11 protein-coding genes are annotated in these 13,561 nt (G+C 69.1%); 7 read left to right on the forward strand and 4 right to left on the reverse strand.

The annotated features are described in order from the left end of the window. Nucleotides 1–51: 51 nt before the first annotated feature. Nucleotides 52–1,329, forward strand: a complete 1,278-nt coding sequence (locus tag DTA15_RS15970) for an HAD family hydrolase (protein ID WP_006486264.1) — start codon at nt 52–54, stop codon at nt 1,327–1,329. A 96-nt stretch (nt 1,330–1,425) separates the two neighbouring features. On the opposite strand, the gene DTA15_RS15975 is transcribed toward DTA15_RS15970, so the two are convergent. From DTA15_RS15975 to DTA15_RS15985, 3 genes are all read right to left on the reverse strand, one after another. After that, nucleotides 1,426–2,199: a slipin family protein gene (locus DTA15_RS15975; protein ID WP_006483242.1), complete on the reverse strand. Its 774-nt coding sequence runs from the start codon at nt 2,197–2,199 to the stop codon at nt 1,426–1,428. Next, nucleotides 2,196–3,746, reverse strand: coding sequence for an NfeD family protein (locus DTA15_RS15980; RefSeq protein WP_012493499.1), 1,551 nt, complete (start codon nt 3,744–3,746; stop codon nt 2,196–2,198). The genes DTA15_RS15975 and DTA15_RS15980 overlap by 4 nt, the downstream gene beginning before the upstream one ends. Nucleotides 3,747–3,868: 122 nt before the next feature. Then, the gene (locus tag DTA15_RS15985; RefSeq protein ID WP_006498836.1) at nt 3,869–4,903 is read right to left on the reverse strand and encodes an AraC family transcriptional regulator; all 1,035 of its coding nucleotides are present in this window, start codon (nt 4,901–4,903) and stop codon (nt 3,869–3,871) included. 137 nt (nt 4,904–5,040) lie between these two features. Between DTA15_RS15985 and DTA15_RS15990 the strand changes: the two genes are divergently transcribed. From DTA15_RS15990 to DTA15_RS16015, 6 genes are all read left to right on the forward strand, one after another. After that, on the forward strand, nt 5,041–6,174 hold the full coding sequence (locus DTA15_RS15990; protein WP_006482812.1) for an acyl-CoA dehydrogenase family protein: 1,134 nt from the start codon (nt 5,041–5,043) through the stop codon (nt 6,172–6,174). 167 nt (nt 6,175–6,341) lie between these two features. Further along, nucleotides 6,342–8,048: an AMP-binding protein gene (locus DTA15_RS15995; RefSeq protein ID WP_006482813.1), complete on the forward strand. Its 1,707-nt coding sequence runs from the start codon at nt 6,342–6,344 to the stop codon at nt 8,046–8,048. 114 nt (nt 8,049–8,162) lie between these two features. Further along, on the forward strand, nt 8,163–9,692 hold the full coding sequence (locus DTA15_RS16000; protein WP_006482814.1) for a CoA-acylating methylmalonate-semialdehyde dehydrogenase: 1,530 nt from the start codon (nt 8,163–8,165) through the stop codon (nt 9,690–9,692). 18 nt (nt 9,693–9,710) lie between these two features. Next, entirely contained in the window at nt 9,711–10,610 is a 900-nt protein-coding gene (mmsB, locus tag DTA15_RS16005) for a 3-hydroxyisobutyrate dehydrogenase (protein WP_006480765.1), read from the forward strand. Next, entirely contained in the window at nt 10,610–11,401 is a 792-nt protein-coding gene (locus DTA15_RS16010) for an enoyl-CoA hydratase (protein ID WP_006482810.1), read from the forward strand. Before mmsB ends, DTA15_RS16010 begins: the two co-directional genes overlap by 1 nt. Continuing rightward, nucleotides 11,398–12,537 carry an enoyl-CoA hydratase/isomerase family protein gene (locus DTA15_RS16015; RefSeq protein ID WP_006482815.1) on the forward strand — a complete coding sequence of 380 codons (1,140 nt, stop codon included), beginning with the start codon at nt 11,398–11,400 and terminating at the stop codon, nt 12,535–12,537. Before DTA15_RS16010 ends, DTA15_RS16015 begins: the two co-directional genes overlap by 4 nt. Nucleotides 12,538–12,603: 66 nt before the next feature. On the opposite strand, the gene DTA15_RS16020 is transcribed toward DTA15_RS16015, so the two are convergent. Then, nucleotides 12,604–13,509, reverse strand: coding sequence for a LysR family transcriptional regulator (locus DTA15_RS16020; protein WP_006482817.1), 906 nt, complete (start codon nt 13,507–13,509; stop codon nt 12,604–12,606). Between the last annotated feature and the right edge of the window lie 52 nt (nt 13,510–13,561).

A 13,561-nucleotide genomic window follows, 5' to 3' on the forward strand; every position in this document is an offset into this window, starting at 1 on the left:
CGTCGCGCGGGGCCGCGACCGAGGCCGATTCGGCATATCAACGGAGAGACCATGCAACGCCGCCAGTTCATGAACACCCTTGCCGCGGCGACCGCTGCGACGCCGCTGATGCTCAAGGCCGGCCTCGCCGGCGCGAAGAGCGCCACCGCGCCGGACGCGCTGGACCCCGGCCGCTGGTCGCCGTTCAACGCCGCGCGCCTGCAGGCGGTGCTCGACCAGCATGGCGCCGCGAGCGCCCGCTACGACGGAAAGCGCCGCCCGTACGCGGTGTTCGACTGGGACAACACGTGCATCATGAACGACTGCGAAGAGGCGTTGCTGATGTACCAGATCAACCATCTGCAGTACAAGCTGACGCCGGACGAATTCGTCGCCGTGATGTGGAAGGACGTGCCGAAGGGCGCGTTCATGAAGGACTACACGACCGTCGACGGCAAGCCGGTGACGATGGAGGACCTCGCGGCCGACGTCGAATCCGACTACCGCTGGCTCCATGCGAACTACCAGGGCCTCGGCGGCGACAAGAGCCTCGACGAGATTCGCGAGACCGATCAGTTCAAGGATTTCCGCGCGAAGCTGTACTTCATGTACGACGCGATCTGCGACACGCATCCGCTCGAAGTCGGCTACAAGTGGATCATCTACTTCTACCAGAACATGACGACCGCCGAGCTGCAGGCGATGGCGCAAGCGTCGAACAACTACGGGATCGGCGACGCGCTGCGCAAGGTCCGCTACGAAAGCCCCAAGGCGCTGCCGGGCAAGGCCGGCGTGGTGGCCGATACGCATTTCCACGGCATCCGCATTCACGAGGAAATCCGCGCGGTGATGCACACGCTGCGGGCGAACGGCATCGACGTGTACGTGAGCACCGCGTCGCTCGACGACGTCGTGCGCGTGTTCGCCGGCAATCCGAACTATGGCTACGGCGTGCCGCCGGAGAACGTGATCGGCCTGCGGCTGGACATGCAGGACGGCAAGTACACGAGCACCTATCCGGCCGGCTGGCATTTCAACTGGGGGCCCGGCAAGACGGTGGGCATCCGCAACGTGCTCGCGTCGAAGAAGGGCTACGGCCCGCTGCTGGTGTTCGGCGACAGCGACGGCGACGCATGGATGCTGCGCGATTTCAAGGACACCGCGGCCGGCGTGATCGTCAACCGGATGAAGAAGGGCGAGATCGGCGCGGACAGCAAGCTCGCGGCAGAGCAGATCGGCAACCCGGACGCGCGCTTCCTGCTGCAGGGCCGCGACGAGCACACGGGCCTGATGATCCCGGACGAGAAGTCGATCAAGTACGGCAAGGCCGAGCGCAAGCTGCTGGCCTGACGCGGGCGGGCCGCTGGGCCGCCGGGCGCTGGCCGCCGCGGCTCCCGCGCCCATCGGCATCGGCCCGCGGCGTCGTGCGGCCGGCACATGCGCGTCTCAACGCTCGCGCGGCGGGCCCAGCCGATCCAGCAACGCCCCCAGCAGATCGACCGGCAACGGAAACACGATCGTCGAATTCTTGTCCGCCGCGATCGTCGTCAGCGTCTGCAGGTAGCGCAACTGCATCGCCTGCGGCTGCAGCGCGAGCCGCTGCGCGGCCTGCAGCAGCTTCTCCGACGCCTGAAGCTCGCCTTCCGCATGAATCACCTTCGCGCGCCGTTCGCGTTCGGCTTCGGCCTGCCGCGCGATCGCGCGGATCATCGTCTCGTTCAGGTCGACGTGCTTGATCTCGACCGTCGACACCTTGATCCCCCACGCATCGGTCTGCGCGTCGAGCGTCTTCTGGATGTCCGCGTTCAATTGCTCGCGCTCGGCGAGCAGCGCGTCGAGTTCGTGCTTGCCGAGCACCGCGCGCAGCGTCGTCTGCGCGAGCTGGCTGGTCGCCTCGAAGAAGCGCGCGACCTGGATCACGGCCTTCTCCGGATCGACGACGCGGAAATACACGACCGCATTGACCTTCACCGACACGTTGTCGCGCGTGATCACGTCCTGCGCCGGCACGTCGAACACGACGGTGCGCAGGTCGATCCGCACGACCTGCTGGACGATCGGGATGATCAGCACGAGCCCCGGCCCCTTCACTTTCCAGAACCGGCCGAGCATGAACACGACACCGCGCTCGTACTCGCGAAAGATGCGGATCGACGATGCGACGAGGACCACGACGAAGACGACCAGGACGCTGCTGAAGCCGAACGTGTAACCGATCATGAAGGTTCTCCCTGGGGATGGGCGGGGGCGGGCACGTCGTAGAGCGGCGCGACCGTCAGCGTCAGCCCGTGGCGGCCGGTGACGCGCACGCGGCAGCCGGCGGCCAGCGGCGTGCTGCTCGCCACGCGCCAGCGCTCGCCGTGCACGCGCGCCCAGCCGGCGGCCGACGGCGCGGCGTCGGTCGCGCCATGTGGCTGGTCCGGCTGCAGGCCGTCGTCGAGCACTTCGCCGATGCTGCCGAGCATCGCCTCGGCGCCCGTCACGACCGGGCGGCGCCGCGCGCGCAGCGCGACGCTCGACACGCCCGCGACGAGCAGCGCGCCGCCGAGCGCCAGGCTCGCGATCACGGGCCACGGAATCCCGTAGCCCGGCACGTCGGTGTCGATCAGCATCAGCGCGCCGATCGTGAACGCGACGATCCCGCCGAACCCGAGCACGCCGAAGGTCGGCAGGAACGCCTCCGCGACGAGGCAGCCGAGCCCGAGCAGCACGAGGCCGAGGCCCGCATAGCTGATCGGCAGCAACTGCATCGCGAACAGTCCGACCAGCAGGCAGATCGTGCCGGCGACGCCCGGCAGCACGAAACCGGGGTTCGCGAATTCGAAGAAGAGGCCGTAGATGCCGATCGTCAGCAGGATCAGCGCGACGTTCGGATCGGCGATGATCGCGAGGAACCGGCTGCGCCAGTCGGGCGCGAGCACGACGAGCGGCGCGTGCGCGGTCGCGAGATGCAGCGTGCCGGCAGTCGTCGTCACCGTGCGGCCGTCGAGCTGGCGCGCGAGGTCGGCCGGGTCCTGCGCGATCACGTCGACGACGTGCTGCGCGCGCGCTTCGTTCGCCGACAGGCTCACGGCCTCGCGCACCGCGCGCTCGGCCCATTCGACATTGCGTCCGCGCAATTGCGCGAGGCCGCGGATGTATGCGGAAGCGTCCTGGATCGCCTTGCGGATCTCGGTCGATTGCGTATCGGTCGGCAGCACGGCAGCCGCGTCCGACACGCCAGACGCACCCGATGCACCGGTCGGTCGCGGCGCGGCGGGATTCGCGCCTGGCGGCGCCGCGCCGCCGATGCCGAACTGCACGGGCGACGCCGCGCCGAGGTTGGTGCCGGGCGCCATCGCCGCGAAGTGGCTCGCATAGACGATGTAGGTGCCCGCGCTCGCCGCCCGCGCGCCGCCCGGCGCGACGAAGGCGGCGACCGGTACCGGCGAGCGGAGGACGGCCTTGATGATCTGCCGCATCGACGTATCGAGGCCGCCGGGCGTGTCGAGTTGCAGGATCGCGAGCGGCGCATGCTCGCGGGCCGCGCGGTCGAGCGAACGCACGATGAAATCGGCGCTGGCCGGGCCGATCGCGCCGTTGACGGGAATCACGACGACCGGATGCGCGGCGGGCGCGTCGGCCGATGGCGGCGCGGCGAGCGCGGCGCACACGACGAGCAGCGCCGCGAACAGCGCGGCGCGCGCGACCCGCGCGGACAGCGGGTGACGGGGGCGGCCGTCGGGCGCGGCAGGCGCCGGCGGCGGGCCATGACGGTGAAAGCGCATCGGGACGTCCGGGCGGCGCACGGCCGCGTGCCGTCCGGCTGGCGGAAAGGGCGTAGGCCCGATGCTTGAAGATTAGGCGGTTTCGGCGCAAAGCGCGAAGGCGAGGCGGGCCGGCCGCGCCTTCAGCCGGCGCCGCCGCCGCGCGCGAGCGCTTCTTCCCGAAACTCGGCCGGGCTGCGCCCGCTCCATTTGCGGAACGCGCGGTAGAACGCGCTCGGTTCCGCGAAACCGGTCGCGGCCGCGACGTCGGCGATCGTGCGGGCGGGGTCGGCCAGCGCCTCGAACGCGAGATCGCGCCGCAGCGTGTCCTTGATCGACTGGTACGCGTGGCCTTCCTGATGCAGCTTGCGGCGCAGCGTGGCCTCGGCCACGTGCAGCCGCGCGGCCATCCCGCCCGCGCCGGGCCACGCGGCGGGCGGCATCCCGCGCAGCACCGCGCGCACGCGCTGCGCGAGCGCGTTCGGGTTGCGGTACTTGACGATGAAGCTGGCCGGCGCGTTGCGCAGAAACGTTTTCAGCGTCTTCGCGTTCTGCACGACCGGCAGCGTCGCGAATTCGGGATCGAAATCGACATACGACTCGGGCTCGTTGAAGCGCATGTCGTCGCAGAACATCGACGGGTATTCGTGATCGGCCGGTGGCGTGTCGCAGCGGAAGCTCGCATGCAGCAGCGGAATGCGCCGCCCGATCAGCCAGCAGGTGAGGCCGTACACGATGATGAAATAGGTCGCGTACGTGAACATCGCGGGCGTCGCGCCGTTGTTGCGGTGCACGAAACGCAGCCGCACGCGCTGCGGGTTCGCGTCGAGCTCCGCGTGGAGGTCGTCGAGCACGCAGTGCATGAAGTTCACCGCGCGCGCCATCGCGTGCAGCCCGTCGCGCGCCGACAGCGCGGCCTGGCTCATCGCGATGAAGCTGCCGCTGCGCATCGGGTGGCGATCCTGCCCGAAAAACTCGTCGTCGAGCGTGCGCGCGATCGCGTTCCACAGCGCGCCGTATTGCTGCGCGGACACGCGTGCGCGCGGCTGCCCGAGCAGCGCGGGCGCGATGCCGGCCTGCGCGAGCAGCGGCTCGGCCGCGACGCCGCGCCGCGTGGCCAGCGCGACGCTGTACGCGACGAGGCTGATCGCGACGGTTCCCTTGTCTTCCTGCTTCATCGGTGTCGCCGGTGTGGCAAAAACGCTCAGTGTAAATGAGCGACGCGAGCATCGAACAGTCGCGCGTGCTTGCCTACACTTGTTGCATCGAAACGCAAGGACGGTCGCGCCCGGCGGCCGCGGGAGACAGCAGCACCATGGACGAGCTTTACACCGAAGACCAGCGGATGATCCGCGATGCGGCGCGCGCTTTTGCCACCGAGATGCTGGCGCCGAACGCCGCGCAGTGGGACCACGACGCGCACCTGCCCGACGCGATCGTCGCGCAGCTCGGCGAGCTCGGCCTGCTCGGGATGATCGTGCCGCAGGAGCTGGGCGGCTCGTATACGGACTACGTGGCGTATGCGCTGGCGATGGAGGAAGTGGCGGCCGGCGACGCCGCGTGCGCGACGATGATGAGCGTGCACAACTCGGTCGGCTGCGGGCCGATCCTCGGCTTCGGCACGCCCGCGCAGAAGGACCGCTGGCTGGCCGACATGGCGGCCGGTCGCGTGATCGGCGCGTTCTGCCTGACCGAGCCGCATGCCGGTTCCGAAGCGAACAACCTGCGCACGCGGGCCGAGCTGCGCGACGGCCAATGGGTGCTGAACGGCGCGAAGCAGTTCGTGACCAACGGCCAGCGCGCCGGCGTCGCGATCGTTTTTGCCATGACCGACCCGGAAGCCGGCAAGCGCGGCATTTCCGCGTTCCTGGTGCCGACCGACACGCCGGGCTTCATCGTCGGCAAGCCCGAGAAGAAGATGGGCATCCGCGCGTCGGATACGTGCCCGATCACGTTCGAGAACTGCGCGATTCCGGAAGACAACCTGCTCGGCAATCGCGGCGAAGGGCTGAAGATCGCGCTGTCGAACCTCGAAGGCGGCCGCATCGGCATCGCCGCGCAGGCGCTCGGCATCGCGCGCGCCGCGTTCGACAAGGCGCGCCGCTATGCGGGCGAGCGCGTGCAGTTCGGCAAGCCGATCGCCGAGCATCAGGCGATCCAGCAGAAGCTCGCCGACATGGCCGTGCAGATCAACGCCGCGCGCCTGCTCGTGCATCACGCGGCGAAGCTGCGCACGGCCGGGCTGCCGTGCCTGTCGGAAGCGTCGCAGGCGAAGCTGTTCGCGTCCGAGATGGCCGAGCGCGTGTGTTCGGATGCGATCCAGATTCACGGCGGCTACGGCTACCTGGTCGATTACGAAGTCGAGCGTCACTATCGCGACGCGCGCATCACGCAGATTTACGAAGGCACCAGCGAAGTGCAACGGATGGTGATCGCGCGGCAGCTTTGAGTCGCGACGGTCGCGCCGGGACGACAGCATCACGCAGGGCACGAGGGCAGCGCGGTGAACGCGGCACGCAACGACGTGACCGTGCGCCGTGCAACACGGAACCGGGCATGTGCTGCAGCACCTGCACCGGTTGAGCGCTGGGCATGGAGACTGGACGGAGACGACACATGACGGTACAGGCATTCCTGGACGCACGCGACTTTCTGCTGCGCCATCGCACCGACTACGACACCGCGTACCGCGATTTCGAATGGCCGGTGCTCGATGCGTTCAACTGGGCGCTCGACTACTTCGACCCGATGGCGCGCGGCAACGACCAGCCCGCGCTGTGGATCGTCGACGCGGCGACCGGCACGGGCGATCCGTATTCGTTCGCGCAGATGTCCGAGCGTTCGTCGCGGATCGCGAACTGGCTGCGCGCGATCGGCGTCGTGCGCGGCGACCGCATCCTGCTGATGCTGCCGAACCGGGTCGAGCTGTGGGACGCGATGCTGGCCGCGATGAAGCTCGGCGCGATCGTGCTGCCCGCCACCACGCAACTGTCGCCCGACGACGTGCGCGACCGCGTGCAGATCGGCGGCGCGAAATACGCGATCGTCGACGAGAACGAAGCCGCGAAATTCGAACAGCCCGATCTCGGCCTCGCGCAGAAGATCGTCGCCGGCGCGCCGCGCGCGGGCTGGCTCGCGATGAACGACGGCTATGCGGCGAGCGCTGCGTTCGAGCCGGACGCCGTCACGCACGCGAACGATCCGATGCTGCTGTACTTCACGTCCGGCACGACGTCGAAGCCGAAGCTCGTCGAGCACACGCACCGCACCTATCCGGTCGGCCATCTGTCGACGATGTACTGGGTCGGCCTGCAGCCGGGCGACATCCACTGGAACATCAGCTCCCCGGGCTGGGCGAAGCACGCGTGGAGCTGCTTCTTCGCGCCGTGGAATGCGCAGGCGTGCGTGTTCGCGTTCAACTATGCGCGCTTCGAGCCGAAGGTCGTGCTCGATGCGCTCGTCAAGTATCGCGTGACGACGCTGTGCGCGCCGCCGACCGTGTGGCGCATGCTCGTGCAGCAGCCGCTCGCGTCGTTCGACGTGAAGCTGCGCGAGATCGTCGGCGCGGGCGAGCCGCTGAATCCCGAGATCATCGAGCGCGTGAAGAAGGCGTGGAACATCTCGATTCGCGACGGCTACGGCCAGACCGAGACGACCTGCCTGATCGGCAACTCGCCGGGCCAGCCGGTGGTCGCGGGCTCGATGGGCCGGCCGCTGCCCGGCTACCGGATCGCGCTGCTCGACCCGGACGGCGCGCCGGTGACCGAAGGCGAGGTCGCGCTGCCGATCGGTGGCGACGTCACGCGTCCGGTCGGGCTGATGAAGGGCTACGCGAACAATCCGGACGCGACGGCCCACGCGATGCGCGACGGCCACTACCGCACGTCGGACATCGCGATGCGTCGCGACGACGGCTACTACGTGTACATCGGCCGCGCGGACGACGTGTTCAAGTCGTCCGACTACCGGCTGAGCCCGTTCGAACTGGAAAGCGTGCTGATCGAGCATCCGGCGATCGCGGAAGCGGCCGTCGTGCCGAGCCCGGACCCGGTGCGGCTGTCGGTGCCGAAGACCTTCATCACGCTGCGCCAGGGCTATGAAGAAAGCCCCGCGCTCGCGCTGGAGATATTCCGTTTCTCGCGCGAGAAGCTCGCGCCGTACAAGCGCATCCGTCGCCTGCAATTCGCGGAACTGCCGAAGACGATCTCCGGGAAGATTCGCCGCGTCGAGCTGCGCCGCCGCGAGATCGAGCGCGGCGACGACGCGACCGAGCGTATGCCCGGCGAGTACTGGGAAGAAGATTTCGCCGCCGAACTGAAATGACCGGCCGCGGGTCGCGCGTGCTGCTTTTTTCCGCGCGTCGCCCGCCGCCTCGCTGAACCGAACCGGCCGCGCGTCGCACGACGCCACGCGGCCCACTGCAAGGAGAGTGCTCTGATGAACGCGAATCCGACGCCCCGCACGGGGCAAGACGTGCCGACGGTCAAGCTGCTGATCGACGGCGCCTTCGTCGAGTCCGCCACGAACGAGTGGCGCGACATCGTCAACCCGGCGACGCAGCAGGTGCTCGCACGCGTGCCGTTCGCGACCGTCGCGGAAGTCGACGCGGCCGTGCAGGCCGCGCACGCCGCGTATGCGACGTGGAAGAACACGCCGATCGCCGCGCGCATGCGCATCATGCTGAAGTTCCAGGATCTGGTGCGCGCGAACCAGCAGCGCATCGCGAAGACGCTGACGGCCGAGCAGGGCAAGACGATTCCCGATGCCGAAGGCGACATCTTCCGCGGCCTCGAAGTGGTCGAGCACGCATGCTCGATCGGCACGCTGCAGCTCGGCGAATTCGCGGAGAACGTCGCGGGCGGCGTCGACACCTACACGCTGCGCCAGCCGCTCGGCGTGTGCGCGGGCATCACGCCGTTCAATTTTCCCGCGATGATTCCGCTGTGGATGTTCCCGATGGCGATCGTGTGCGGCAACACGTTCGTGCTGAAGCCGTCCGAGCAGGACCCGATGTCGACGATGGAGCTCGTCGAGCTCGCGCTGGAAGCCGGCGTACCGAAAGGCGTGCTGAACGTCGTGCACGGCGGCAAGGAAGTCGTCGATGCGATCTGCACGCATCCGCTCGTGAAGGCGATCTCGTTCGTCGGCTCGACCGCCGTCGGCACGCACGTGTACAACCTCGGCAGCCAGCACGGCAAGCGCGTGCAGTCGATGATGGGCGCGAAGAACCACGCGATCGTGCTGCCCGACGCGAACCGCGAGCAGACGATCAACGCGCTCGTCGGCGCGGGCTTCGGCGCGGCCGGCCAGCGCTGCATGGCGACTTCCGTCGCGGTGCTGGTGGGCAACGCGCGCGAATGGCTGCCCGACATCGTCGCGAAGGCGAAGACGCTGAAGGTCAACGCGGGCTCGGAAGCGGGCACCGACGTCGGGCCGGTCGTGTCGCGCGGCGCGAAGGCGCGGATTCTGTCGCTGATCGACATGGGCATCAAGGAAGGCGCGAAGCTCGAACTCGACGGCCGCGACGTGAAGGTCGCCGGCTTCGAGGAAGGCAACTTCATCGGCCCGACGATCTTCTCCGGCGTGACGACCGACATGACGGTCTACACGCATGAAATCTTCGGACCGGTGCTGGTCGTGATGGAAGTCGACACGCTCGACGAAGCGATCGCGCTGGTCAACGCGAACCCGATGGGCAACGGCGTGGGCATCTTCACGCAGAGCGGCGCGGCGGCACGCAAGTTCCAGAGCGAGATCGACGTCGGCCAGGTTGGCATCAACATCCCGATCCCGGTGCCCGTGCCGTTCTTCAGCTTCACCGGTTCGCGCGGCTCGAAGCTCGGCGATCTCGGCCCGTACGGCAAGCAGGTCGTGCAGTTCTACACGCAGACCAAGACGGTCACCGCGCGCTGGTTCGACGACGACACGACGGCCGGCCCGGTGAATACGACGATCCGGCTGCACTGAGCGGCGGAGGACACCAACATGAAAATCGGATTTATCGGCCTCGGCCACATGGGCGCGCCGATGGCGCTGAACCTGCTGAAAGCCGGCCACGACGTGCACGCGTTCGACCTGAGCGCCGACGCGTTGCGCGCGCTGCAGGACGCCGGCGCGCAGGTGGCAGCTTCCCCGCGCGACGCGGCATCGGGCGCGACGTTCGTGATCACGATGCTGCCGGCCGCGCCGCACGTGCGCTCGGTGCTGTCCGGCGAGAACGGCGTGCTGGCCGGCCTCGGCGCGGGCGCGACCGTGATCGATTCGAGCACGATCGACCCGGCGAGCGCGCAGGCGTTCGGCGCGCTGGTGCGCGAGCACGGCGGCGCGTTCGTCGATGCGCCGGTGTCGGGCGGCACCGGCGGCGCGGCGGCCGGCACGCTGACCTTCATGGTCGGCGGCAGCGACGCGGATTTCGAGCGCGTGAAGCCGGTGCTCGCCGGCATGGGCAAGAACATCGTCCACTGCGGCGCGACGGGCATGGGGCAGGTCGCGAAGGTCTGCAACAACCTCGTGCTCGGCATCTCGATGGCGGCGGTGTCGGAGGCGATGTCGCTCGGCGTCGCGCTCGGCATCGACCCGAAGGTGCTGGCCGGCATCGTCAACACGTCGACCGGCCGCTGCTGGAGCTCGGACACCTACAACCCGTATCCGGGCGTGATCGAGACCGCGCCGTCGTCGCGCGGCTACTCGGGCGGCTTCGGCACCGACCTGATGCTGAAGGATCTCGGCCTCGCGAACGATGCGGCGAAGCAGGCGCGCCAGCCCGTCTATCTCGGCGCGCTCGCGCAGCAGCTGTACCAGACGATGAGCAGCCGCGGCGACGGCCAGCTCGATTTCTCGGCGGTGATCCGCCTGTATCAACCGGCCACGAAGAAGGACGCGTGATGATCGAACTCGACTACGTCGACGACGGCGCGATCGCGTGCGCGACGCTCAAGCGTCCGCCCGCGAACGCCTTTACCGCCGACGGGCTGCAGCAATTGCAGCAAACCGTCGCCGAACTGAATGCGAACCCGCGCGTGCGCGCGCTGGTGATCACCGGCGACGGCCCGAAGTTCTTCAGCGCGGGCGCCGATCTCAACACGTTCGCCGACGGCGATCGCGCGGTCGCGCGCACGATGGCGGCGCGCTTCGGCGCGGCGTTCGAGGCGCTGCACGACGCGCGCGTCGTGACGATCGCGGCGATCAACGGCTATGCGATGGGCGGTGGCCTCGAATGCGCGCTCGCATGCGACCTGCGGATCGCGGAGACGCATGCGCAGATGGCGCTGCCCGAACCGTCGGTCGGGCTGCTGCCGTGCGGGCTTGGCACGCAGACGCTGCCCTGGCTCGTCGGCGAGGGCTGGGCGAAGAAGATCATCCTGACCGGCGCGCGCGTCGACGCGGCGACCGCACTGCGGATCGGCCTCGTCGAGGACGTGGTGGACAGCGGCGCCGCGCGCGACGCGGCACTCGCGCTGGCACGCAACGTCGCGCGGCAAAGCCCGCATGCGGTGGCCTACAGCAAGGAGCTGATCGGCCTCGCCCGACGCGGCGTGCCGCGCGGCGCGGCGCTCGCGGTCGAACGCGAACGCTTCGTCGACCTGTTCGACACGGCCGATCCGCGCGAAGGCGTGGCGGCGTTCCTGGGCAAGCGCGCGCCGCAGTGGCGCACCGATGGAGAGCCGCAACGATGAGCACGCCGGTGACGAATCACGACACGTTCGCGGAACATGCGCCCGAGGTGCTGTTCCGCGTGGTGAACCGCGTGGCGCTGATCACGCTGAACCGGCCGGCCGCGCTCAACGCGCTGTCGTACGCGATGATCGGCGAGCTGACCGCGCTGTTCGAGCGCTGCCGCCACGACGACCAGATCGTCGCGCTCGTGCTGCGCGGCGCGGGCGAGAAGGGCTTCTGCGCGGGCGGTGACGTCCGCGAGCTGTACCGGATGGTCGCGCAGCGCGAGACCTGGCTGCCGTTCTTCGTCGACGAGTACCGGCTCGATTACGCGATCCACACGTTCCCGAAGCCGGTCGTCGCGCTGATGGACGGCGTGACGATGGGCGGCGGCATGGGCCTCGCGCAGGGCGCGGCGCTGCGCGTCGCGACCGAGCGCAGCAAGATCGCGATGCCGGAAACGCGCATCGGCCTCGTGCCCGACGTCGGCGCCACGCATTTCCTGTCGGGCATGCCGGCCGAACTCGAACTGTACGTCGGGCTGACCGGTGCGATGCTGTCGGGCGCCGACGCGCTGACCGCGAAGCTCGCGGACCTGTGCGTGCCGTCCGCGTGGCTCGACACGTTCGAGACGCGCATCGAAAGCGTCAAGTGGGACGGCGACGCGCTGCCGTTGCTGCGCAAGGTGTTCGAGCCGCCGTGCAACGTGGTGCCGCATGCGGCGCTCGACGGCCAGATGCCGTGGATCGTTCGCCACTTCGACAAGCGTTCGACCGTCGAGCGGATCGTCGCGACGCTCACGCAGGAGCTGGCGCGCGACGAGCTGGCGCGCGAGCACCGCCAGTGGCTGCAGGCGACGCTCGACGCGCTCGCGAGCCATTCGCCGACGATGCTCGCCGTGACGCGCGAGGCGCTGCTGCGCGGCCGGCAGATGACGCTCGCGGAATCGTTCCGGATGGAGCTCGGCATCGTCGCGCGCGCGATCGAGGAAGGCGATTTCTGCGAAGGCGTGCGCGCACATCTCGTCGACAAGGATCGCAAGCCGCGCTGGGCGCCCGCATCGCTCGTCGAGCTGCGCGCCGAACGCGTGCGGCATTTCCTGACGTCGCCGTGGAAGCTGTTCGCGCATCCGCTCGCCGATCTCGGCGCGGCGTGATGCGATGAGCCGACGCGCCCGCGCGGCGCGTCGGTTGCCGCGTATTTCGTTGCGGTTCTTTCGCGCTCAGCGCTCGATCATCGGCGGCACCGCCTCCACGAGCGCATCGATCATGCAGCGCGTCTTGCGCGGCAGGTAGCGCGTCTTCGGCCAGATCGCATGAATGTCGCCTTCGCAGACGAAGCAGCGATCGAGCACGACCACCATCTCCCCGCGCTTCACGTAGTGATCGAGCAGCCAGCTCGGCAGCCACGCGATCCCGAACCCCGACGCACCGGCCGCCGCGATCGCCTGCACGTCGTCGAAACTGAGCTGGTGCGGCATGTCGATGTGGACGCTCGAGCCGTCCGGCGCACGCAGGTACCACGGTTGCACGACGCCCGAGCGTGAATACGCGATCGTGCGGTGGTTCTTCAGGTCGTCGAGCGATTGCGGGGTGCCGTAACGCGCGAGATACGATGGCGCCGCACCGAGGCTCCCGTATTGCGTGCCGAGCCGCCGCACCGCGAGGCTCGTGCTGTCCGCGAGCGGGCCGATCCGCACCGCGAGATCGATGCCTTCCTCGACGAGATCGACGAAACGGTCGGTGATCGACACGTCGATCCGCAGGTGCGGGTAAGTGCGCGCGAGGTCCAGCACGATCGGCGTCACGCAGTGGTGCCCGAACGCGAGCGGCACGCTCAGCCGCAGCTTGCCGCGCGCCTCGTTGCGACCGCAGTCGAGATCGGCTTCCGCCGCTTCCAGTTCCGCCAGCGCGCGTACGCAGCGGTCGTAGTACGCCTGGCCGTCGTCGGTCAGGCTCTGGCTGCGCGTCGTGCGCTGCAGCAGCCGCGCGCCGAGCCGCTTTTCGAGCCGCGCGATCGCCTTGCCGACGGCCGAGCGCGTCATGTCGAGCCGTTCCGCGGCGAGCGCGAAGCTGCCGGATTCCACCACCTGGACGAAGGTCGTCACGCCATCGAGTCTGTCGGTCATAGCGGGTTGCGCGGATTGCGTCCTGTGATTCCCCAGTTCGTAGAAATGGATG

Source organism: Burkholderia cenocepacia, assembly GCF_900446215.1.
Classification (GTDB): Bacteria; Pseudomonadota; Gammaproteobacteria; order Burkholderiales; family Burkholderiaceae; genus Burkholderia; species Burkholderia cenocepacia.

What these genes read in the sequence shown, in the direction of transcription:
- DTA15_RS15970 (WP_006486264.1), top strand. Translation starts at nt 52, where the DNA reads ATGCAACGCCGCCAGTTCATGAACACCCTTGCCGCGGCGACCGCTGCG.
- DTA15_RS15975 (WP_006483242.1), bottom strand. Translation starts at nt 2,199, where the DNA reads ATGATCGGTTACACGTTCGGCTTCAGCAGCGTCCTGGTCGTCTTCGTC.
- DTA15_RS15980 (WP_012493499.1), bottom strand. Translation starts at nt 3,746, where the DNA reads ATGCGCTTTCACCGTCATGGCCCGCCGCCGGCGCCTGCCGCGCCCGAC.
- DTA15_RS15985 (WP_006498836.1), bottom strand. Translation starts at nt 4,903, where the DNA reads ATGAAGCAGGAAGACAAGGGAACCGTCGCGATCAGCCTCGTCGCGTAC.
- DTA15_RS15990 (WP_006482812.1), top strand. Translation starts at nt 5,041, where the DNA reads ATGGACGAGCTTTACACCGAAGACCAGCGGATGATCCGCGATGCGGCG.
- DTA15_RS15995 (WP_006482813.1), top strand. Translation starts at nt 6,342, where the DNA reads ATGACGGTACAGGCATTCCTGGACGCACGCGACTTTCTGCTGCGCCAT.
- DTA15_RS16000 (WP_006482814.1), top strand. Translation starts at nt 8,163, where the DNA reads ATGAACGCGAATCCGACGCCCCGCACGGGGCAAGACGTGCCGACGGTC.
- mmsB (WP_006480765.1), top strand. Translation starts at nt 9,711, where the DNA reads ATGAAAATCGGATTTATCGGCCTCGGCCACATGGGCGCGCCGATGGCG.
- DTA15_RS16010 (WP_006482810.1), top strand. Translation starts at nt 10,610, where the DNA reads ATGATCGAACTCGACTACGTCGACGACGGCGCGATCGCGTGCGCGACG.
- DTA15_RS16015 (WP_006482815.1), top strand. Translation starts at nt 11,398, where the DNA reads ATGAGCACGCCGGTGACGAATCACGACACGTTCGCGGAACATGCGCCC.
- DTA15_RS16020 (WP_006482817.1), bottom strand. Translation starts at nt 13,509, where the DNA reads ATGACCGACAGACTCGATGGCGTGACGACCTTCGTCCAGGTGGTGGAA.